A 22,346-nucleotide genomic window follows, 5' to 3' on the forward strand; every position below is an offset into this window, starting at 1 on the left:
AATTACTGCACACGATTAAAGGTCATGGTGCGGCCTATGAATTTGAAGTGCCAATAGCCGTTAACTTTCAATGCGCCATCTGAGGTTAAATAAGCCGACGAGTTCCACTTTTTACCTGTTTGGGCATCGTAGATCATGCCATTTTCCCAAGTGTTGCTCTTAGCTTTGTATTCCAGGTCTTCTAAAACATTCATTCCTATAAGCTTACGCGATTGTAAGGATTTATCAGGGTTCTTATAATCTATACGGCTTTCCATAGGTTTACTTGAATCATCAGCATCATCGAACCAAACTAACCTCGCTTTAAAGTCATCGCCATCGCGGTATACCTGTACTACGCAGTTCTTTTTCTCCGATTGCCATTTACCACAAATTCTATCGCATGCCTCTAAAGACGAACTCCGAACGTTGAACGTAAACGAAACAATAAATAACACCAAACTGCCAGTGAAAAATTTCTTAACCATAGAAAAGACTTAAACCTTTTTGTAAGGTAAGAAATAAACGAACAGAAAATTACAATTGTTTTACAAAAGTTTTCTCAGACTAAAATTCTTAAATAGTTAATTAACATCCAATCTTTACAAACGCATCAGGTACCCATCGTTAGGGTCGATTCCCGCATCTTTACGCGTTTCAATAGCATCTTGTACCTGCTTTGGCAATTTAGACAGTAAGTTGTATCCGGTGGCCTTTTCAATATCACGAACCGTGCACAGGTAATTGGTCCAATTAGGCTTTATACCGTTGTTATTTGGCGTGATAACAGCTATGACCCTTGTAGTTGCATCTACGCGCCTTAAGTCATTATTACCATCAGGTAATACTACAATTACCTTCCATATGTAAGCTGGCACCGTAATGCGACCGCTATCAATAGTGGTGCGATAGCCGCGCGTGCCATATCCACCGGTACCGTAGCTGCCCATCACCACGTAAACTTCATTACCGTTCTTCACGAGCATACGCTCATAGTCTTCCAAATTACCCCAGGTAACCTGGTTGTTGGCCGGTGCCTGCGGTATCATATTGGACATTAAAAAGGTGGCCGAATTAGCTTTTAATGAGTTGCTTCGATCTGCCGAGGGACAGTTATGTCCCCGCTCAAAACCACTGCCCTGATAGCTGGTATTTTGTACATGATACCACCCGGGTGGCAGGGCATCATCGGCCCTGAAATCATTCACGCGTTTAATGCGGCCCAGCCATTCATCACCCATATACCAGCTTACCCAATTTGGGCCGCCCCTGCCACGGTTATAGCTCAGAGTATAATAAGGGCGTATCATCAAATAGTTGTCGGGCGTACGAGTACTTGTAGCAGCGTTGCTGGGGTTGCCTAAAAGCAGGTTGCTATTATCGCCCGTGACAGGCGTGTCGGTACTTGCAGCCGAGGTATTTTTTGATTGAACGTTGGTAGTAGCGGTGTGCTCATCAAAGCCGTAAATTGTAAAATCATCAATATTGATGCGATTGTTTCCCCCGGCTGTTTTGCAAATGGCAAAGCGGATTGCCTCACGGTGATTAATAATAAAAGATACCGTCTGTAAGTTATGCCCCTGAACCACCATATCGGCCCCGGCCTGGGTATAGGTACGGCCACCGTCTACCGACATTTTCAACTGCCATCCACCAGATTTTTTGCCCTGATAAGCGGCTTGTTTCACTGTTACTTTTGATATACCGGCAACATCGAAGTCCATCCGAAGCATGCCTTTACCACGCAACCTAACCGACTGGCTACCCTCTTTGGCATCCTTATTACTACCCGCTATCAGCGCATCTTCCAGGTACCAAACGCCGGTTTTAAAGCGAACCGTACCTGGATTATATGCCGACTTCGCCCCTGCTTCAAAATCTTCTTTTTGAATAGAAACTTGCTGATTAACCGGTTGTGATTTTTGTTCAGATTCCTTATTATTATCGCAAGCTGTGAGCCAAAAAACGGCAATAAAAAGACTATACTTTAGTTTTATATGCATTTATAATCAGACCAATACAACCACCATCTAAATCAATACAGCAGATATATAAATTATATCTTGTCTAATTCGCCTTTTACAAATTCAGCAAGATCTTTTACATAACCGGCACTAAAATCAAACTTAATTCCGGCAGTTTCGTAGATCTCTTTGATGGTTTTGGTGTACCCTAATTTGAGAGCATCAAGGTATTGTTGTAACCCTTTTTCAGGGTTTTCTTTGTAGTTTTTCCAAACTGCAATAGCACCTAACTGAGCCATGCCATATTCAATGTAGTAGAACGGCACTTCAAAAATGTGCAATTGCTTCTGCCATAAATTTGCTTCGGCCTCGGGGTACTCGCTCCAGTCAATAAAGCCTGCTCCAAAACGTTCGAAGATCTGTTTCCAGGCATCGGTGCGTTGCTCATCGGTATGGTCGGGGTTGGTGTACAACCAGTGCTGAAACTGATCTACCACGGCCACCCACGGCAAGGTTTTGAGCACATCGATCAACTGGTCGCGCTTGGCACGTTTCAGCTCTTCTTCGTTTTCAAAGTACACATCCCAATTATCCATCGAGATCAACTCCATAGACATGGAAGCCAGTTCAGCCACCTCGCTCGGGCAATGTTTAAAATCGTTCAGTTCTAAATCGGCAGTCAGGAAAGTATGAACGGCATGCCCCCCTTCGTGAACCATGGTGGTCAAATCGCGAAAGGTGTTAGCGGAGTTCATAAAGATGAACGGAGCGCCTGTTTCGGCCAAGGGGTAGTTATAACCGCCTGGGGCTTTGCCTTTGCGACTTTCCACATCGAATAGCCCGTTGGCCTTCATGATCTCTAAACGTTCGCCCAGGTAAGGGCTAATGCGGTTAAAACAGGTAATAGATTTATTCACCAGGTCGGCCCCGTCGGTAAAGGGCTTTAAAGCGGGCTTGCCGGTAATGTCAACATCCATATCCCAAGGCTTCAGCTCATCTAAACCTAAAGCCTCTTTGCGCTTTTGCGCCTGCTCACGCAAAATGGGTACGATCTCTTTTTCTATAGCCTCATGAAAAGCGTAGCAATCTTGCGGTGTATAATCAAAGCGGCCAAGCGCCTGGAACATGTAATTCCTGAAGTTTTCAAAATCGGCATTGCGGGCAACCTTGTGGCGCAACACCATCAGCAGGTCGAACAACTCGTTCAACGGTTGCTTGTCTTGCAAACGGCGGGCGGTGATTTTCTCCCAGGCCTCCTGCCTTTTAGCACGGTCGGTATCTTTTAATAAGGCAGCCGCCTGCTCCAGGGTAAACTCCTTATCGCCTATGGTAACCGACATAGCACCGGTGATGCTTTGGTACTTTTGCTGCTCTACCTGAATCTCCGTTTGCACCGGGATGTTTTCTTCACGGAACAGCTCTAAAGACTTTTTAATACTGCGGAGGTATATAAAGTACTTCTTTTCATCAAGTTGTTTAACATACTCGCTATCAATTAACTTTTTGTTTAACTCATTATTGAAAGGTGCTATTTTGGGTTCAATTTCGGTAGCAAAATATTGAAACTGCTGTAGCAATTCTTCACTCGCTGTATCGCAGGTCATGCGGATGTAGCGCCAGGCAAAATCTTCTTCCAGGGCGGCTTCCAACTCGCTGCGGTCGTGCAGCCAGTGTTCCAATTCCTGAACCGAATTAATTGGCCGGTTGCTTAGTTCCTGGTAAAACGGTTCCAGGGTTTCCCATTTAATATCAAGTTGTGCAGGGATGTATTTTCTTTCTTTAGCAGATATCATAGTTTCTCAAACCACACATCTTTGATGATGTGCAGAACTACAAATGTGCAGATGTGTAGATGATAAAGCAAATGAAATCACATCAATTTACCAATGCATGATTACCTTACGCTTTGAACAAGGTTTGAGCTAAGTTTTGAATGCCTTGCGCGTAAGTGGTAGGTTTTACATTAAAAGCCTTTTCGAATTTATCTGAATTGAAAACGTAGTCGTGATTAAACTGGTAATACATTTCTACGCTGTCTTTAACCGGCTTATTGAAAAGGCCTATCACTTGCAACATTAGTTTATTTACAGCTATGTGCCGGGGCTTGGTATTAAATGTGGCGGCGGCTATTTCCATGATTTGTTTGCCGGTAATAGCAGGAGCCGTAGGCAGGTGCCAAATCTGGTTATCGGCATCGGGGCGCTGTCCTAACAGGTACATTGCCTTGCCGGCATCGGGCACGTAAGTAAAGCTATGCAGGGTATCGGGCTTACCTAACCACATGGCTTTTTCGCCTTTGGCAAATTTGCTTAATACCATGCTATCTAAAACGCTATTTGTGCCTTCGGTTCCATAAAAATCGGCAGCACGGGCAATGGAAGCGTGCAGGTTACCAGCCTTCACCTCATCCATCAGTTGAGCTGATATTTTGGCCCTCACCTCCCCTTTTACACTTGCGGGATTGTAAATTTCGGTCTCCAGCATTGGTCCTTTTACTAAACCATACATGTACACGTTATCGAAAAAAATTAGGCGGGCATTGTTTTCTTTCGCCGCGTTAATGACGTTTTGCATGATGACCGGCCATTGTTGCTGCCATATAGTTTTATTATATACCAGTCCGGCACATAAATAAATAATGGTTGATCCTTGGGTAGCCTGCATTACCTCGGCGGCGTTGGTGAGGTCGGCCTTGTGCCATTTTACATTCGCATTAGCCGGAGTTATGGGCCGCCTGCTCACCAGGCGTATTTGTTGATTGGATTTGATCAATTCGGCGGTAAGCGCGTTTGCTATGGGGCCACCTGCTCCTAAAATGGTGTGCATGATATTGGGGTTTTATTTAACTCAAAAGTAGGCCCTCCCAGTAAATCAAAACGTTAACAAAAGATAAGAAAACAAGTGCGGCTATTTAACCACTTCAAACATCCGCTTACGAATGCGCGATAGCGAAACCGGGGTTATACCCAAGTAAGTGGCCAGGTAATGCTGCGGGATACGTTGTAGCAAGCGGGAATTACTTTCGAGCAAGGCGATATACCGCTCCTCGGGGGTTAATGTAATAAAGCTAACTACGCGCTCCTCGTAGCAACATATTAGGTACTCGGCTATGAGGCGACCAAAGCGTTCCATTTTGTAAGCCATAAGCGGGTTTGCCAAAAGCTGCTGTATGTTTTGATGGGTAAAGGTAATGAGCAGTACCTCTTCGAGCGCTTGTATGTTAGTGTGCCCCGGCACCTGTTTCAGGAAACTGCTGTAAGAACTTACAAACTCTTGATCGAGGCAAAAGTAATTGGTTATTTCATGCCCATCCTTTACGTGATAAAAACGGAGGGAACCCGACACAATAAAGCCAATCTCTTTGCAAATCTGCCCGCTCTCAATCAGATGATCTTTCTTTTTTACGGTTCTGATCTTGAGATACGACGCAAACACATTCCACTCCTCATCGTTGAAAACAACGAACTTTTCCAGTTGCTTGCGGAAAATGGGGAGGTGGGTTGCTATCTGCGGATCCATAATCTGTCTAACAAAAAGAAGGCCGCGAATACTACGCTGGCAATACCATTGGTGGTCATGAAAGCAAAGTTTACCCGGCTGAGGTCTGTAGGTTTAACCAGGCGGTGCTGATAAACTAGCATGCTGCAGTATACAAATACGCCAACATAGTACAATGGCCCAACTTGAGTAAAGAAAACCGGCAAGATTACAAATATCGCTGATAACACATGTAGAAACGTAGATAGCGCTAAAGCTTTAGCGGTACCCAAAGCACTTGGTATAGAGTGTAGCTTTTCATTACGGTCAAAATCCTCATCTTGCAAAGCATAAATAATATCGAACCCACTTACCCAACAAACCACCGCCAGCGAAAAGAAGATTGGCAGTAGTGCAAAATGACCAGCAACCACCAAATAAGCGCCTATGGGAGCCAGCGAAAGGCCCAAGCCTAATACCAGATGACAAAGCGCTGTAAAGCGCTTTGTTGCGCTGTAACCCAGCACCACCAGCAAAGCTACGGGCGACAGGTAAAAGCAAATAAGGTTAATGAACCAGGTTACAGTGACAAATAACAGGCAGTTAGCTATCGTAAACGTAAGGGCTCCAGCAGGCGAAATACGCCCTGCCGGAATATCACGAACCTTAGTACGTGGGTTTTTGGCATCAATATCCCTGTCTAAGTAGCGATTAAATGCCATGGCTGAGTTACGGGCAAATACCATGCACAGCAACATGAGCAGCAGCTTGATCCATTCAAACTTTCCATCGGTAGTGGTAACCGCCAAAAAAAAGCCGATGAAAGCAAACGGCATGGCAAATATGGTATGCGAAAAAGTAACTAATGAGAAGTATTTTTTCATGTAAATTATATTCTATTATTCTTCCCCTCTTGAGAGGGGCAGGGGTGTGTATCACAAGCATGCTTAAACTACCCTCCTTTATTGTATTCTTCTAAATAAGCTTACAAAGTCCTCAAGACATTTAGCATATCCTTCATCACTTCACTCTCACTAAATCTTACAACGGTTAAATTGTATCGTGCTAATTCATTATCCCTTTTCAAATCATCTTCACTAATCCCGTCATGGTAACGCCCATCTAACTCAATTACCAACCCTAACTCCGCACAATAAAAATCGACAATATAATCTAATAACGGTTTTTGACGGTGAAAATCGCATCCGTGAAACTGCTTATTTCTCAACTCCTGCCAAAGTTTAATTTCGCCGGGTGTGCTATTGTTTCTTAGCTGCCTCGCTAATCGCTTCAGGTTGCTGTTGTATGAGATTATTTTGCGTGGTATAGTTTATTAGGACACACCCCTGCCCCTCTCAAGAGGGGGAAAGCTTCAATCATTTTGCAACCTTTCAACTTCTTACCAATTCTTAACAAACCCCTTATTCACGCTATCAATAAAACCCAACACCTCATCACGACCTAACTTATTCTCGGCTGAAGTAATGAAATGCTGAGGTACTTCCTCAAAGGTTTCACTTAACGCTTTTCTAAACTTAGCTACGTTCTGGTCGGTTTTAATGGCCGATTGCTTATCGGCTTTGGTAAATACCAATACGAACGACAATCCTTTTTCGCCTAACCAGTTACAAAATGCAACGTCGATCTTTTGTGGTTCTAAACGGCTATCTATCAACACCAGCACACATTGCAGGCTTTCGCGCTTATCCAGGTAAGTGCGGATAAACTTATCCCAGTCTTCCTTTTTACTTTTAGAGATCCGGGCGTAGCCATAACCGGGTAAATCTACCAGGTACCAGTCTTCATTGATGTAAAAATGGTTAATGAGTTGAGTTTTACCTGGTGTTTGAGAGGTTTTGGCTAAGCCTTTTTTGTTAACCAACATATTGATCAACGAAGATTTACCCACATTAGAGCGGCCAATAAAGGCATACTCCGGTTTTTCGGGTGGCGGCAGTTTGGAAGTTTGCGTGTTACTGCAAATAAATTCAGCAGATTTGACAATCATGGTACAAAGGTAAGTGTTACAAATCTTACATTTAATGTTTAAACATATAATTAGTTATGAATGACTATCAAATACCTGCACAAACCCGCATAGGTCATGTGCATTTGAAAGTAAGCGACTTGCAACGTTCGCTGGATTTTTATTGCGGCTTACTTGGCTTTGAACTTATGATGAAGTACGGAACGCAAGCGGCTTTTATTTCGGCAGGTGGCTACCATCACCACATTGGTTTAAATACGTGGCACAGCTTAGGCTCAGAACCCGCACCCGACAGATTTCCGGGCCTATACCATACCGCTATACTCTATCCCGAACGTAAAGATTTAGCCGCCATATTTAAGCGCTTGGTGGATGCTAAATATGCGCACATTACCGGTGCATCAGACCATGGTGTGTCTGAAGCTATCTATTTAAACGACCCTGACATGAACGGCGTGGAACTTTATTGGGACCGCCCGAAAGAGCTTTGGCCATTAGATGCTGATGGCAATCTAACCATGTTTACTCAAAGGCTTGATATAGAAAACCTCTTACAGGAGCTGAAATAACAACGTCATTCTTTGATTTATACTACATATACAAAGCATTGTAATACAGACAAATATATTACTTTTAATATTCGTTATTACTTTTCATTATATGCTTTAAAAGTAACGTTCAACTTTCAAACCATAAGTCAGCAACAGGTTTTCACTATCCGTACGCGATATTTTATTGTAAGATAATGAGCTATTCAAAGTAAGCCAATTATTGATTTTGAAGCCTAAGCCAAACGTACTTTTGATAATGTAATCTCCACTCCTGGTCAGCGAATTTTGCAGAAAGTTTCCACTATCTACGGTAATTAAATCTGCTATAAGAAAGTGCATTTGTAACCTGAAAGAGTTGCGGTAAGTGTGGTAATTTTCACGTGTAGTATCGGTGGTATTTATATCGCTCAGGTCATAAAGTATACCATCGCTTATGTTAAGATAAGTGTTTGGCTTGTCTAAAATGCTGTAAGCAATACCTCCGCCGGCCAACAGTTGTTTATTTATTTTGAGGGAGAAACTGGTGTTGTAATTGACCAGTCCCCAATAGTAGGCATGAGGAATGGCTTTGTAAAGGTTAAAGTCGATAGTGGAGGAGAAATCATTATTGGTAAGGTCGCCGTTTGATTTACCGTATACCCAATTATTGGTAGCGTTAAGGGCTACGCTTTTCTTCTTCAACTCGAAACGGAGTCCATTATTCAGCAAATACGCATTTCCGTTACGTGCACGGTTAACCGAACCCGTGCCATTAAAGATAACATGATAATTAGTAGTGTCGTTAAACTGTGCACTTGCATGATAAGTGCAAAATATCAAAAACAGAATAGAGAAACATTTCAGCATAAGCAGCAGTTTGATTGCCTTTAACCGACAACCCAACTGCTGTTATTGTTTGTTTAAACCGTGATCAGCCCCGCCCCTACCCTAACATGAGCAAGTCTTCATCATCGGTTAGGCTTAACTGTATGTTCTCGCTGCCGGCTATACCCTCAATAGAGCCTTGAATATGTACCGCACTCAGCAACACTTTTTCCAATTGCTTTTCGCGTGCCTTCCACAATTTCTCCATAGCGTCGCGTTCGCGTAGTATTGACATACGCATACTGGTAAAACCTTCTCTCAAAGCTTTCCATTGCTCTTTAAATTCGTTACTCAGCAGGTAATCATACAGTAAGTGCATTTTATCGCCCTTACCCTCTTGTGCCTTTAAAATGGCCGCTGTTTTCATTACCGTTTCGCGCAGCACATAAGATACCGCCTTTACTTCGGTGAACGAGCAGATCCAAACACCATCTTTTTCGCCAAAGCAGTCCATATCCTTAGGGTAATTCTGGGTCACAATTACGGCCAAATCGGCACCGGTGTGGCGCATATCTTTTTTCAACTTTTCTATCCAGTCTACTCCAAAATCTTTGGTTCGCTTACTTTCGTAGATGATCTTGCCGCATTCCTGCCCAAAAGAGTTACGCACGGTTTGAATACAATCGGCACCACGGATGCCTTTGCCTACCTCGTTCACCATATCGAACGGGAAATAACTGCGCAGCTGTTCTTCTAAAATTAACTCCTGTACCTCGCCCTGCAACTGCATAGAGCCTTGTTCGGCTTTACGCTTCATTTCTTCGGCTAAATGCTTCTGGTCATCTAATTGCTTTTCTAACTCGCGTACTTTAAACTGATACTCAGTATCTCGCATGGCAAAGCGCTCGGCTTCCTGCTTGCGGATCTGCTCGGCCAGGGCTTCACGTTGTTCTTGCAGCTTGCGTTGGGTAAACAGTTCCAGTTCTTCTTCCCGCTGTTTTAGGCTTCGCTCTTTCTGCATAAACTCCAGCTCCTTCTGGCGCGATGCACGTAGCTTTTCTTCCGATTCCTTTACAGAGTTCTCCAACATACGCATTTGATGCTCTACATCGGCCTGGATAGATTTACGCATAGATTCCTCTATACTCTGCTGCATCTGGCGTTTTTCCTCAATTAACCGCTGCTCAAATTGCTCTTGCTGATGCCGTTGCGATGTTAAAAAGCCGTCTTCTTTCTTCCTGAACTCCTCTTCCTTCTTCTTAAATTCGTCTTCCTTTTGCTGAGTATATTGCTGCATCTGCTTGCGTAGCTGCTTTTTATACTCTTCGGTCATTACTTCCTCAATAGGAAAGCTATGATTACAACTGGGGCATTTTACTTCTGTTGCCATACCTGCGGATAATTAACTAATTGCGTTCGCAATATCAACTGCAAAAACGCTTTAAAGGTAAATCTATTTTGCTAAAATTTTAAGCAAATTTTTAAACATTGAAGCAAAGCTTATCAACATCAAATAATTGAGGCCAATGCTTGCAGATGCCATTTGCGCTAAATATTTTCGAAACGTTGTAATTTTCGCTTCATAAACGCATCTAAAAAGTACAAAAAAATACATATTTATACATTTAATTATGCAAAACCACGAAATTGACTACCGCATTTTTGGCGAAGAGATGCAATACGTAGAAGTTGAACTTGACCCAAGCGAAACCGCCGTTGCCGAGAGCGGCGCGTTTATGATGATGGATGATGGTATACAAATGCAAACCATTTTTGGCGACGGCAGCCAGCAGCAAAGCGGCGGCCTGATGGGCAAACTGTTTAGTGCAGGTAAACGCCTGCTGGTGGGCGAAAGCTTGTTCATGACGGCTTTTACCAATGTGGGCATGGGCAAAAAACGCGTAAGCTTTGCATCACCCTACCCGGGTAAGATCATCCCGCTGAATCTGATGAATTTGGGCGGTTCGGTTATTTGTCAAAAGGATGCTTTTTTATGTGCAGCCAAAGGTGTAGCTATCAATATTGAGTTTCAGCGCAAGCTGGGCACCGGCCTGTTTGGTGGCGAGGGTTTTATTATGGAACGCCTGCAAGGCGATGGTATGGCCTTTATGCACGCAGGTGGGCATGTGTTTGAACGCGACTTACAAGCAGGTGAAATGATAAAAATAGACACCGGCTGTTTGGTGGGTTATACCTCGGGTATCAATTTTGACATTGAATATATAGGTGGTGTACGCAATAAGATATTTGGTGGTGAAGGCGTATTTTTTGCTACGCTGCGCGGACCGGGTAAAGTATGGATACAAACGCTACCTGTAAGCCGTTTAGCCAGCCGTATATTAAGTTACGCAACACCTGGTGGCCGTAAAGAAGAAGGCAGCATTTTAGGTGGCCTGGGCAATTTACTGGATGGCGACGGCTATTAGGTTTTAGAGAGCAGGGTTTGGGGTGCGAGGGCTTTGAGTTGCGAGGTAAGGGGTGCGAGGTGCGGGGGCTTTGTAGGTGCAAGGTAAAAGTAACGAGGTGCGGGGCTTTAGTGAGTAAACGTATTCGGTCAGGGATCGAAGTAAAGAATGTAAGGGCAACTTGCCTAAACTTGCTCTTTGCATTTTGATCTTCACACTACGCACCTAAAACCTCTGTACTCAGATCTTCGCTCCTCGTACCTAAATCTCCGTACTCCGCACCTCCTACTTCCCTCTTACTTCTCGCAACTGCTGTTTAAGTTCGAGTATGTTTTGCTGAGCCTGGCGGTTTTCAAGGTAAAAGTAAATAGCGAATCCTAAAAATATCTTACCCAGTACAAACACGGCAGCAAAAACCCATTTCCAGGCTTTGTGTATGCGCATGTGCGACGACTGGCCTTCTACCTCTATATAATCCGGTTCGGGCTTAGTGGTTTGCTTTTGGTAGTGTTGGTAGTCGCGTTCCTGTTCGGCTGGCTTATGCTTGTCTGTTTTTACCAATCCCGATATTTCATCTTCAATACGATCCCACAGGTTGGGCGGCGGCGGTATGGACATGTGGCGGGCCATGAGTTCGAGGCTACTCTCAATTTCTTTAAGCTCCTTTTGCACAGCCGGATAATGTTGCTTCATGTATAGTACCTCTTGGTTCTCTTGCTCGGAAGCAGCGCCGGTTATATAGGCTTCCAGTATACCGCTTTCTATAAAGTCATGTACCGTCTTATCCATTTTTGATCATTAAAAAAGCCTCTTTCAATATTTTCTTCACCTCGTCGTCTGCTTTGTTCAACTCCTGTGCCAGTAATGCGGTCGATTTTTGATAATAGTACACCCCGCAAAAAACTATTTGTTGCTCGGTGGTCATGGCATCTACATAACTATCAAACTTCAGGCGTTCCATAGAGTCGAAATTAGTTTTCGCCTTGCTGGCACGCAACGCGCTGGCATAGCCTTTTAACTTGCTTTTGGCCAATACCTGCAGGCACAACCAAGGGCTGCTTTCCGATCCTGTAAATTCGTGCAAACGGCTGGGCACATCCTTAAATATATCCACCAAATACTGTTCTGCCAGCTCGTAGTCTTTTACCACAGCCATTAAATACCCAAGCAGCCAGCTACTGTAGCGGTAGTACAGTGCCCGTGTTACCAAAACGTCGTTGCTGCTTAAGCGCGGTGATCTGTCAATATTTAAATTCACTCGTCAAAATTAATTATAACGTTATAAAATTAACACAAAAACTCAGGTTTGGATGTATAAAATTGCAATAAATTCAAATCGTATCAGGCCGTGTAATTAGTTGTAACAAACGGTTTGCGCCGCTATCTTATATACGCTTACTTAGCCAAGGTATCACAATAATGCTGTAAGCAACGTCCACTTGCCCGCACCTTAAGGGCACCTTTAACAAACACAAAAACCAAATCTTAAATTTTATGCAAATGGCTGATCTTATTTTCAAGCTGTGGTGGGTAGTGCCTGTTGTGGCTGCCCTTGTTATGTACAAATCTGTACTTCGTGTATTTTTCGGAATGATCATCGTGCCCGATAACCGTATAGGGCTGGTGGTTAAAAAGTTTACCCTCTATGGGTCTGACAAGCAATTGCCCGACGGCCGCATTATTGCCACCCGCGGCGAAGCCGGTATGCAGGCCAAACCGCTTGCTCCAGGCTTATACTGGCGTATGTGGCCATGGCAGTATGGCATTACCATGGAACCGTTTACCATTATTGAGCAAGACAAACTGGGGCTGGTAAAAGCCCGCGACGGTGCCCCGCTCGATACCGGCCGCGTGCTGGGCCGCCCCGTGGAGTGCGACAAGTTTCAGGATGCGCAGCGTTTTTTAGAAAACGGCGGACAAAAAGGCCCGCAAGCGGCTTTCCTCACCCCCGGTAACTACCGTATCAATACGTTTTTATTCGAGATAGTCATGGTACCCATTACACAGGTACACGAAAATAAGGTAGGTATTATTACCACTTTAGATGGCGAACCGCTGGATAAAGGCGAAATTGCAGGCGGCTCGGTAGACGGTCACCGTAACTACCAGGACCCTATGGCCTTTATTCATGCCGGTGGTAAAAAGGGTTTGCAAGAAGATGTGATACTGGCAGGTACCTACTACCTCAACCCCTGGTTCGCTATTTTAGAACAGGTAGAAATGATGCACATACCCATTGGTTATGTAGGCGTGGTAAACTCCTTTGTAGGCCCCGAAGGTACCGATACCAGCGGCGATAACTTTAAACATGGCAACATTGTGCACAAGGGTCAAAAAGGTGTATGGGACGAACCGCTTGACCCCGGTAAGCACCCGGTAAACATTTATACCCACAGCGTAGAAATGGTACCTACCACCAACACAGTACTCAACTGGGCTAACAGCCGCAGCGAGGCACACGAGTTGGACAAGAACCTGAGTACTATCAACGTACGCTCGTTCGATGGGTTTACCTTTAATTTAGACGTATCGCAGATTATCCATATACCGCGTAACGAGGCGCCTAAAGTAATTGCCCGTTTTGGTAAAATGAAAAACCTTATATCGCAGGTACTGGAGCCTACCATTGCCAACTATTTCCGTAATGCGGCGCAAAAGAGCGATGTAATAGGTTTCTTAACCAACCGCTCGCAAAGGCAGGATGATGCCAAGGGACATATTAGCCAGGTACTGGCCGATTATAACGTGGTGGGTGTTGATACCCTGATAGGTGACATTGTGCCTCCCGAGGCATTAATGAAAACCATGACCGACCGTAAACTGGCCGAGGAAGAACGCCATACCTACGAGGTGCAACGCAGTGCGCAAATTGAGCGTAAAGAATTTGAAAGCGCACGTGCCGGTGCAGATATGCAGCCCGAGGTGGTAAAATCGACAAGGCAGGTAGAAATTCATACACAGATGTCTGCCGCTAAGGTGGCTGCAGCTAAAGGTGATGCCGAATCGAGAGTGATTAACGCCAAAGCTGATGCTGAGAACCGCACCATTAACGCCCGTGCCGATGCCGAGGCCAAAACCATTATAGCCAAGGCTGATGCCGCCGCTACTGAACTGAACGGTGCCGCCGATGCAGGCAAGATCAAAGCCATAGGTTTGGCCGAAGCCGAGGTAACGAAAGAAAAGACCCTGGCCATGGGTACCGAACAATACGCCATTGTGCGCGTAGCCGAAGCTTTGGCATCAAACGGCATTAAACTGGTGCCCGATATATTGGTTAGCGGTAAAGATGGTGGCAACGGCGGCATGATAGACGCCCTCATAGGCAGCGAAATGCTGAAGAAGTTGCAGAAGGAGAATAGCAGTGAGTCGTGAGTCGTGAGTCGTGAGTCGTGAGTCGTGAGTCGTGAGTCGTGAGTCGTGAGTCGTGAGTCGTGAGTCGTGAGTCGTGAGTCGTGAGTCGTGAGTCGTGAGTCGTGAGTCGTGAGTCGTGAGTATCAAAAGCACATCTTTGGATGTGCTTTTGATACTTTAAATTACCCGTCATTGCGAGGTACGAAGCAATCTCAGCAATGACGGTTTCTGTTTACATACCTTTACCCATCAAAATTTCGTCATAAAAATCTGCCGGTTTACTTTCTTCGTTTATCCCTCCTACTTTTGACAAGCATTTAAAACATATTATGGCCATAGCAGATCAGCGCATAGCGCAGTTAAAACAGCAGATAGAACCTTTAAGAGCCCAATTGATCAGTCATCCTTTGTATCGGCAAATGCAAACGCTGGAGGACCTTAACACTTTTATGGAGCATCATGCCTTTGCGGTGTGGGATTTTATGTCGCTGTTGAAAGCGTTGCAGCAAAACCTTACCTGCACTACCCTGCCCTGGATGCCGGTAGGCAGCGCCAACACCCGCTACCTCATTAATGAGATTGTTACGGGCGAGGAAAGTGACATTGATAATGAGGGAAACCGCACTAGTCACTTTGAACTTTACCTGCGTGCTATGCAACAGGCAGGCAGCGAGGCCAAAGCCATTTATGCACTATTTGAAAAATTCAAAGCAGGTAAGTCTATTAATGAAGCCCTTGAAGAGGCATCTATTCCTGAAGCTGCCCGCAAATTTGTACAGCATACTTTCGAGGTAATTGCCACAGATAAGCCTTATATCCAGGCTGCGGTATTCACCTTTGGTCGTGAAGATTTGATACCCGAAATGTTTATTAGCATGGTGAAAGAAATTAGCCGTCAGTTTCCTGATAAGGTTAGTTTACTACTGTACTACCTCGAACGCCACATCGAAGTAGATGGCGACCATCACTCGCACCTAGCTTATGAAATGACCGCCGAATTATGCGGCGACGATGCAAGCAAATGGACAGAAGCTACCCAAGCCGTTGAAGCTGCCCTGCAAGCACGTATTGCCTTATGGGATGGAATATTGGAAACGATGGGTGAAGCAGTGAGCGAATAGTTATTAGTTTGAGAATAACATAAATGTCATTGCGTAGCGTGGCAATCTCGTTTAGACTGGTCCCAGTGAGATTGCCGCGTCGCTATCGCTCCAATCGCAATGACATACTTTTATATATTAAAAGTCTGTGTAGTTCTCTTTTTTCTCGCACATTCAGGCGTCCTCGCCTGAATGAATTTTGGTGTAAGCGTCCACGCTTACAGTTATGATGTTATCGTAAGCTTGGACGCTTACATCATTAATGTTCGGGCGTGGACGCCCGAACTTGCGGTTCATGCTAACTCTTCTTCTTTATCCGTTGCGCTACCCTTACCGCCACATCTGATCCTTTGGCAAAGAAGGCTGAAAAAGGTTGCTTGAGATAGGGTTCAAACGCTGGCCCGTAAAGCGCGGCCACATCGGCATCAAAAATAGATTTGGTTACCGGGGCTATGTTCCACGGCATGTGCTCAACCGCATACTCCAACGTGGTGTTATGATTGATAGCATTATAACCCCAATAATGTTCAAAGATAAATTCTTCGGCACTGCCGTTTTCTATGGGCACAAATGCATTGCTTACGGTGGCAGCTAACTTGTTCCAGCGGCCTTTGTATTTCCATTCGTACAAATACTCGGTTTCCTTATCATTACTATTTACCGAATGGCGCATAGGCATGGCTTTATAGTGCTCGTTGTAAAGGTTGTTAGCCACCATGGGAATAATAGCTAACGGCACAATTTCGCTGATGAACACTGCACCCCGCTTCCATTGCTGTCCGTCAAAATAACGCACATAAAAACGTAGATTTACTTCCTCAAAATTTACATGCCATGGCCATTTAATGCCTAATACCCGGGTATTTAAAAACATAAAGCCCACCATGCTAACCAATGCCTTACCTTCCCACAAATCCAGCTCGGTATAGGCCGGCAGATAAGGTTTAAGCACCTCTGGCGGCACCTCGTAATTAAGCATGAGCAGATCGCGCCAATCGGCTTGGAGAAATTTAATTTTAGGCATGGTGTTATATGAACCTCAATGTCGTTTCGAGTGATAACGAGAAATCCTGTTCGATGTGCATAATATACAACCTGGCGTTTGAACAGGATCTCTCACTAACGTTCGAGATGACAGGATAGTTGTTATTGGATGATTAATGCTATAACAAAAAATCCCGCCTGATGGCGGGATTTAAATTTCTTATTTTTTGTAATATTTCATGGCCTCGGGTATGCGGTTTTGAATTTCGCGGATACGGCTAGCATCTGAAGGGTGAGTGCTTAAGAACTCCGGCGGAGCATTACCACCACTTTTAGCTGCCATACGCTGCCAAAAAGCTACAGCATCATTAGGGTTGTAACCGGCCATAGCCATAAAAGTTAAACCCAAACGGTCGGCTTCGGTTTCCTGGTTACGGCTGTACTTCAAAAGCATTACCTGGCTGCCTGTACCATATAAGGCATTAACACTCTTTAACAATACAGATGAGGAGGTGTTAGCAGCAACACCAACCGCAGCGCCTACACCCTGCGCTAAATATTCTTGTGAAATACGTTCGGCAGAATGCTTGGCAATAGCATGACCAATTTCATGACCCATTACGGTAGCCAAACCGGCATCATTTAATGTTATAGGCAAAATACCGCTGTAAACGGCTACTTTACCACCCGGCATACACCAGGCGTTTACTTCGGGACTTTGTATCAGGTTAAATTCCCACTGAAAATTGTATTGATCGCCGTAACCGTTTTGGCTTAAGTAAGTTTGTATAGCAGAGGCTAAACGGTTACCCACCGTTTTTATGCGTTGCGCATCGCTGGTACCGGTAATAACTTTGGTTTTAGGATCTGATAACAGTTGGCGGTAGCTGGTTGCGGCCGATTGATTAACCTCGGCATCGCCAACGGCTAAAAATTGTTTACGACCGGTTAAGGGCACAGTGGAACACGAGTAGAAAATAACGGCCGCTGTGAAAGCCATCATTAATTTTTGAATTTTCATAGGACAGTTGTTTTAGGCTACTTTACTTTTAAAAAGGTTGACTTTCGACTCCTTGCCTTTGAGTAAACGTTCTATATTTTTTTGATGGGTAACCAAAATGAGCACACATATGCACATACTATATATAACGACCGATTTAATATACACTGGAAATATAAAGGTTACTCCCACTAAATAAGTAAATCCGGCTACAATAGAGCCTAATGATACATATTTGGTTACCAGCAATATTATTATAAATACGAGCACGCACAATAGAGCCGACTGTAGGTTTATAGCCAAAACCATTCCAAATAATGTAGCCACGCCTTTACCACCCCTAAATCCGGCAAAAACCGGGAACAAATGGCCCATTACGGCCGCTATGCCCAAAGCCAGTTCATAATTAATAAATGCAACAGAATTATGGTGCCCGATAGTGCTTACGCCAATGAGGTAAGCCAGGTTGGTGGCCGTCCACCCTTTTAAGATATCAATTAACATAACGGGTATACCCGCCTGCTTGCCCAAAACCCTGAAAGTATTGGTAGCGCCGGCATTACCGCTGCCGTATTCTCTAACATCTATCCCATAGAACGCCTGGCCTATCCATACCGCGGTAGGAATAGAGCCAAACAGGTAGGCCAGAATAAGCACTAAAACAGAATAGACAGAAATCATTTTGCCACAAAAATACTAAATGAACACCATAAATTTGGTAACTTATTACTTAACGGCTTTTAAGCTGAGGTCGAGGCTCTTAACCGAATGGGTTAGGGCACCAACCGAAATATAATCTACTCCGCAAGCTGCGTATTCATAAATATTATCGGCCGTTATACCACCCGATGCTTCGGTAGCATACCTGCCCGATATAATATTGATGGCATCTCTAAGATCGGGGATGCTGAAGTTATCCAGCATAATACGATCTACACCGCCGGTTTCGAGCACCTGCTCCAATTCGTCGAGGTTACGTACCTCTATTTCAATTTGCAGACTTTTATTTTCGGCTTTTAAATATTCGTGCGTATTGTAAATGGCCTGTTGTATACCGCCCGAGTAATCAACATGGTTATCCTTAATCAGGATCATGTCATACAAACCAAACCTGTGGTTTACTCCTCCGCCAATTTCAACCGCCCATTTTTCGAGGTAACGGAAACCGGGCGTTGTTTTACGGGTATCAAGCACCTTAGTGTTAGTCCCCTTAAGCAGGTCGGTTATCTGGCGCGTTTTGGTGGCAATACCGCTCATGCGCTGCATACAATTCAACACCAGGCGTTCGGCTTTAAGTATACATTGTACGCTGCCTTCTACCATAAAAGCCACATCTTTGGGTTTAACCATGGCACCGTCTTGCAAGTAAACGTCTACTTTAAGTTCGGGGCTAACCATATCAAAAATTTCTAAAGCCAGTTCTACCCCGGCCAGTACGCCGGTGTCTTTAACCAACAAACGGGCTTTGCCCATGGTTCCCTGGGGTATGGTGGCTAACGAGGTGTGGTCGCCATCGCCAACATCTTCGGCCAGCGCCCTTATTATAAAGTCGTGTACAAGTTCTTTATCCAAAATATGAATTTTTTGTGCTTCAAAAGTAAAACAATTAGTTAGGATTTAGTTTTTGATTTTTATTGGTTCGGGGTTGCATTTAATCTTCTTTGTTTTTTTAATTCTAACAATTCAACTACTTAACCACTCACTAATCAACCAACCACTATTCAACTAATCAACCAATCAACTATATTTGCGCCGTGGAAAATAAGAAAGTAGCTTTATTAATATTAGATGGCTGGGGTTACGGCCGTCCCGACGAATCAAACGCCATTTACGAGGCCAATACACCATTTTTTGATGAGATGCTTCAAAAGTATCCCAACTCTAAACTGGTAACCTCGGGTACCGACGTAGGCTTACCCGAGGGACAGATGGGTAACTCGGAAGTTGGCCACATGAACTTAGGCGCCGGCCGCGTGGTATACCAAGAACTGGGCCGCATTAACAAAGCGGTAGACGAGCGCGAACTGCCCGGCATTGCTGTATTACAAGAAGCATTTGCTTATGCTAAAGAAAACAATAAAGATGTGCACTTAATAGGCCTGGTGTCTGACGGTGGCGTACACTCGCATACCAAGCATGTAAAAGGTTTGTGCGATGCTGCGGTAGAGTACGGGTTAGAAAAAATATTCATCCACGCCTTTTTAGATGGTCGCGATACCGACCCTAACTCTGGTGTTACCTATATAACTGATCTCGAAATTGCCATTAGCCAGCAGCCGGTTAAACTGGCCTCGGCTATTGGCCGCTATTATGCCATGGACCGCGATAACCGCTGGGAACGCGTTAAACTTGCTTACGACCTGATGGTAAACGGCCAGGGTGCACCAGCCATGAATATGGTACAGGCCATCCAGGAATCTTATGCACAAGGTGTAACTGACGAATTTATACAGCCTATCATCCGTACAGATGTAGATGGCAATCCCATAGCTACTATTAAAGAAGGCGATGTGGTGATCTGCTTTAACTTCCGTACAGACCGTGGCCGTGAAATTACGCAGGCGCTTTGCCAGAAAGATTTCCCTGAGCAAAATATGCATGCGCTCAACCTGTACTACGTTACCATGACCACGTACGACGAAACGTTCAATAACGTAAAGGTAGTTTTCACCAAGGATGATTTGACCAACACGCTGGGCGAAGTATTACAAAACGCTGGTAAAAACCAGATCCGTATTGCCGAAACAGAGAAATATCCGCATGTAACCTTCTTTTTCTCAGGTGGCCGCGAAAAGGAGTTTATTAACGAAAAGCGCCTGATGGTGCCATCGCCAAAAGTGGCTACTTACGATATGCAACCTGAAATGAGCGCCGAAGGTATCCGCGATGCTATTTTACCTGAACTGCAAAGTGGCTGGGCCGATTTTATTTGTCTCAATTTTGCCAATACCGACATGGTAGGCCATACCGGCGTTTTTGAAGCCGTAGTAAAAGCCGCTGAAACGGTTGATGCCTGTGTTAAAACACTGGTTGAGGTAGGTACCCAAAACGGCTACTCTTTCATCATCATTGCCGATCATGGTAATGCCGATTTTATGATCAACGAAGACGGATCGCCTAACACGGCACATACCACTAACCTGGTGCCCTGCATTTTGATCGACAAAGATGTTGATCATATTAACGATGGTAAATTGGGCGACATAGCCCCTACCGTTTTAACTTTAATGGGTGTGCAAATACCTGCTACCATGACAGGTGATGTATTGGTGTAAAAGCTTTAAGCAATTTCTTTTTATCACAACGTGCTTATCGGGGCTGGCTGCTTGCCGCCCCGATGTGCATGTAAGCACAGGCAATAAACGCTATTTCGATCTGAAAGCTTTTATTAATGCCGATTCTGCACGTTTACGTAAAGCTCAACCTGCGGTAAACAAAACAGTGACGCATAACAATAGCCAAACTCAAACCAAACGTATCGTTATTAAAAACTGGGGACAAGAGTTAGCCTTATTTGCCGCCTCAGACATTAATAAACCCGCCTGGCGCGACAGTTACCGTATTGATGAACAAGGCGATTCGGTAGTGTACACCGCCCTCTTGCCCGAGCTTTTTACCCGCCGTATCAGCATCCGGCGCATCAATGGAAAGGTTACAAAGATCAACATCAGTAACGCTACCAAGAACCTGCTTTACAAAACTACTGAACACCTCACTTATTACCCTGATTCACTTTACGTGATTGATAAAGAACAGCAGGTGAAGTTAATGGGAAGTAATAGGTATGTGATTAGTGGAGTGATAGCCCCTCCCCAACCCTCCCCAGGAGTGAGGGAGTTTTAGTGAGCTCCTTTTTCTTGCATGTAATTTTTTAAAGTCCTCCCTCCCGGGGAGGATTTAGGAGGGGCCTAACGATGACCAACAACTGTGGCCAGCTTTTCTTTTGATATTTCGAGCAATGAAGCAATATCGTTACGGTTAGGATTGTTGCTCAACACCTTCTCAAAGTCAGCGATAGCATTTTTGAATGAGGTGCCAACCTGCGCGTGATCATACCCGCCCAATTGCATTTTATAAACAGCATAATCGCGGTAAGCTAAACCTCTGTTCTGGTAATAACTATCTTCAGCTTTAATAAGAATGGCTTTGTTTAAGTCTTGAATGGCCCCCAGCATATACTTTTCTCTTTCGGCGGGTGGTAACTGGCTGTCTTTAGCCATATTGCTTTTGGCTTTCGATCTAAAGTAGTAAGCTGCGTGGTTGGTTCTATCAAGCGTAACTACGCGGGTATAAGCGGTTATAGACTTTTTATAGTTTTCGCTGTGAAAGTATGAGTAACCCAGCATCCAAAGGGCATTGGTGCTGTTAGAGTCTACAATACAGGCTTTTTCTAACTGCTTTACGGCTGTTTTAAAATCCTTATCCATAAAAGCCTGGTAGCCAAGCTTTAAGTAAGCATTTTGGGCAGAGCTTTCTAACGAAGAAACAATAAGTAAAGATATTATGACCGACAGCCTCATCATTGATCAGTTGTTAACAACATTAACTATACAATAACTTGCATCTATATATTTTATTGTATGCAAATGCTGTATGTTTAAAACTTTTAAATTATAAACTACAAATTGCTTCGCTCAACACGACTGTTTTTCTTTTGCAGGCAACGGCAATTATACTAATTACGCAACAATAATCAAGGTAATTTTTTAATGCAATGGTAAATTGTCACCTTGTCTATAATTGG

At 44.3% G+C, this 22,346-nt stretch carries 23 protein-coding genes; 6 read left to right on the forward strand and 17 right to left on the reverse strand.

All coding sequences use genetic code 11. The features are described from left to right. Positions 1-2: 2 nt before the first annotated feature. From IEV61_RS00280 to yihA, 8 genes are all read right to left on the reverse strand, one after another. Entirely contained in the window at positions 3-467 is a 465-nt protein-coding gene (locus tag IEV61_RS00280) for a DUF2147 domain-containing protein (RefSeq protein WP_188412722.1), read from the reverse strand. A 114-nt stretch (positions 468-581) separates the two neighbouring features. Then, on the reverse strand, positions 582-1,982 hold the full coding sequence (locus tag IEV61_RS00285; protein WP_188412724.1) for a DNA/RNA non-specific endonuclease: 1,401 nt from the start codon (positions 1,980-1,982) through the stop codon (positions 582-584). A gap of 53 nt (positions 1,983-2,035) precedes the next feature. Beyond that, a complete protein-coding gene (locus IEV61_RS00290; protein ID WP_188412726.1) occupies positions 2,036-3,736 on the reverse strand; it encodes a M3 family oligoendopeptidase in 1,701 nt (566 codons plus the stop codon). 106 nt (positions 3,737-3,842) lie between these two features. Continuing rightward, positions 3,843-4,769 carry an NAD-dependent epimerase/dehydratase family protein gene (locus IEV61_RS00295; protein ID WP_188412728.1) on the reverse strand — a complete coding sequence of 309 codons (927 nt, stop codon included), beginning with the start codon at positions 4,767-4,769 and terminating at the stop codon, positions 3,843-3,845. An 81-nt stretch (positions 4,770-4,850) separates the two neighbouring features. Beyond that, positions 4,851-5,462 carry a Crp/Fnr family transcriptional regulator gene (locus tag IEV61_RS00300; protein WP_188412730.1) on the reverse strand — a complete coding sequence of 204 codons (612 nt, stop codon included), beginning with the start codon at positions 5,460-5,462 and terminating at the stop codon, positions 4,851-4,853. Continuing rightward, entirely contained in the window at positions 5,447-6,304 is an 858-nt protein-coding gene (locus tag IEV61_RS00305; protein WP_188412732.1) for a UbiA-like polyprenyltransferase, read from the reverse strand. Before IEV61_RS00305 ends, IEV61_RS00300 begins: the two co-directional genes overlap by 16 nt. Positions 6,305-6,405: 101 nt before the next feature. Further along, on the reverse strand, positions 6,406-6,747 hold the full coding sequence (locus tag IEV61_RS00310) for an endonuclease domain-containing protein (RefSeq protein WP_188414376.1): 342 nt from the start codon (positions 6,745-6,747) through the stop codon (positions 6,406-6,408). A gap of 72 nt (positions 6,748-6,819) precedes the next feature. Beyond that, positions 6,820-7,428: a ribosome biogenesis GTP-binding protein YihA/YsxC gene (yihA, locus tag IEV61_RS00315; RefSeq protein WP_188412734.1), complete on the reverse strand. Its 609-nt coding sequence runs from the start codon at positions 7,426-7,428 to the stop codon at positions 6,820-6,822. A 56-nt stretch (positions 7,429-7,484) separates the two neighbouring features. On the opposite strand from yihA, the gene IEV61_RS00320 reads away from it, so the two are divergent. Beyond that, complete coding sequence (locus tag IEV61_RS00320; RefSeq protein WP_188412736.1) at positions 7,485-7,976, forward strand: VOC family protein; 492 nt, start codon at positions 7,485-7,487, stop codon at positions 7,974-7,976. 96 nt (positions 7,977-8,072) lie between these two features. Here IEV61_RS00320 and IEV61_RS00325 read toward each other — a convergent pair whose 3' ends face one another. Together IEV61_RS00325 and IEV61_RS00330 are read right to left on the reverse strand one after the other, a co-directional pair. Next, the gene (locus tag IEV61_RS00325; RefSeq protein WP_188412738.1) at positions 8,073-8,804 is read right to left on the reverse strand and encodes a DUF481 domain-containing protein; all 732 of its coding nucleotides are present in this window, start codon (positions 8,802-8,804) and stop codon (positions 8,073-8,075) included. A gap of 76 nt (positions 8,805-8,880) precedes the next feature. Continuing rightward, a complete protein-coding gene (locus tag IEV61_RS00330; protein ID WP_188412742.1) occupies positions 8,881-10,152 on the reverse strand; it encodes a DUF2130 domain-containing protein in 1,272 nt (423 codons plus the stop codon). A 241-nt stretch (positions 10,153-10,393) separates the two neighbouring features. On the opposite strand from IEV61_RS00330, the gene IEV61_RS00335 reads away from it, so the two are divergent. Continuing rightward, the gene (locus tag IEV61_RS00335; RefSeq protein ID WP_188412744.1) at positions 10,394-11,188 is read left to right on the forward strand and encodes a TIGR00266 family protein; all 795 of its coding nucleotides are present in this window, start codon (positions 10,394-10,396) and stop codon (positions 11,186-11,188) included. Positions 11,189-11,452: 264 nt separating this feature from the next. On the opposite strand, the gene IEV61_RS00340 is transcribed toward IEV61_RS00335, so the two are convergent. Together IEV61_RS00340 and IEV61_RS00345 are read right to left on the reverse strand one after the other, a co-directional pair. After that, positions 11,453-11,956, reverse strand: a complete 504-nt coding sequence (locus tag IEV61_RS00340) for a hypothetical protein (protein ID WP_188412746.1) — start codon at positions 11,954-11,956, stop codon at positions 11,453-11,455. After that, on the reverse strand, positions 11,949-12,425 hold the full coding sequence (locus IEV61_RS00345; RefSeq protein ID WP_188412747.1) for an RNA polymerase sigma factor: 477 nt from the start codon (positions 12,423-12,425) through the stop codon (positions 11,949-11,951). The genes IEV61_RS00340 and IEV61_RS00345 overlap by 8 nt, the downstream gene beginning before the upstream one ends. 242 nt (positions 12,426-12,667) lie before the next feature. Here IEV61_RS00345 and IEV61_RS00350 point away from each other — a divergent pair, with 242 nt between their 5' ends. After that, entirely contained in the window at positions 12,668-14,539 is a 1,872-nt protein-coding gene (locus IEV61_RS00350) for an SPFH domain-containing protein (protein WP_188412748.1), read from the forward strand. Positions 14,540-14,847: 308 nt separating this feature from the next. Beyond that, a complete protein-coding gene (locus IEV61_RS00355; RefSeq protein WP_188412749.1) occupies positions 14,848-15,639 on the forward strand; it encodes a DUF3050 domain-containing protein in 792 nt (263 codons plus the stop codon). A 277-nt stretch (positions 15,640-15,916) separates the two neighbouring features. On the opposite strand, the gene IEV61_RS00360 is transcribed toward IEV61_RS00355, so the two are convergent. From IEV61_RS00360 to nadC, 4 genes are all read right to left on the reverse strand, one after another. Beyond that, entirely contained in the window at positions 15,917-16,642 is a 726-nt protein-coding gene (locus IEV61_RS00360; RefSeq protein WP_188412750.1) for a YqjF family protein, read from the reverse strand. Between the two features lie 180 nt (positions 16,643-16,822). After that, positions 16,823-17,623 carry a M48 family metallopeptidase gene (locus IEV61_RS00365; RefSeq protein ID WP_188412751.1) on the reverse strand — a complete coding sequence of 267 codons (801 nt, stop codon included), beginning with the start codon at positions 17,621-17,623 and terminating at the stop codon, positions 16,823-16,825. 12 nt (positions 17,624-17,635) lie between these two features. Continuing rightward, positions 17,636-18,283: a glycerol-3-phosphate 1-O-acyltransferase PlsY gene (plsY, locus tag IEV61_RS00370; RefSeq protein ID WP_188412752.1), complete on the reverse strand. Its 648-nt coding sequence runs from the start codon at positions 18,281-18,283 to the stop codon at positions 17,636-17,638. Positions 18,284-18,328: 45 nt separating this feature from the next. Beyond that, positions 18,329-19,174, reverse strand: coding sequence for a carboxylating nicotinate-nucleotide diphosphorylase (gene nadC, locus IEV61_RS00375; RefSeq protein ID WP_188412754.1), 846 nt, complete (start codon positions 19,172-19,174; stop codon positions 18,329-18,331). A gap of 182 nt (positions 19,175-19,356) precedes the next feature. On the opposite strand from nadC, the gene gpmI reads away from it, so the two are divergent. Continuing rightward, positions 19,357-20,877: a 2,3-bisphosphoglycerate-independent phosphoglycerate mutase gene (gpmI, locus tag IEV61_RS00380; RefSeq protein ID WP_188412756.1), complete on the forward strand. Its 1,521-nt coding sequence runs from the start codon at positions 19,357-19,359 to the stop codon at positions 20,875-20,877. Then, positions 20,864-21,445: a hypothetical protein gene (locus tag IEV61_RS00385; RefSeq protein WP_188412759.1), complete on the forward strand. Its 582-nt coding sequence runs from the start codon at positions 20,864-20,866 to the stop codon at positions 21,443-21,445. Before gpmI ends, IEV61_RS00385 begins: the two co-directional genes overlap by 14 nt. Before the next feature lie 65 nt (positions 21,446-21,510). On the opposite strand, the gene IEV61_RS00390 is transcribed toward IEV61_RS00385, so the two are convergent. After that, a complete protein-coding gene (locus IEV61_RS00390) occupies positions 21,511-22,125 on the reverse strand; it encodes a tetratricopeptide repeat protein (protein ID WP_188412761.1) in 615 nt (204 codons plus the stop codon). Positions 22,126-22,346: the final 221 nt, after the last annotated feature.

The organism is Mucilaginibacter galii (assembly GCF_014635825.1).
Classification (GTDB): domain Bacteria; phylum Bacteroidota; class Bacteroidia; order Sphingobacteriales; family Sphingobacteriaceae; genus Mucilaginibacter; species Mucilaginibacter galii.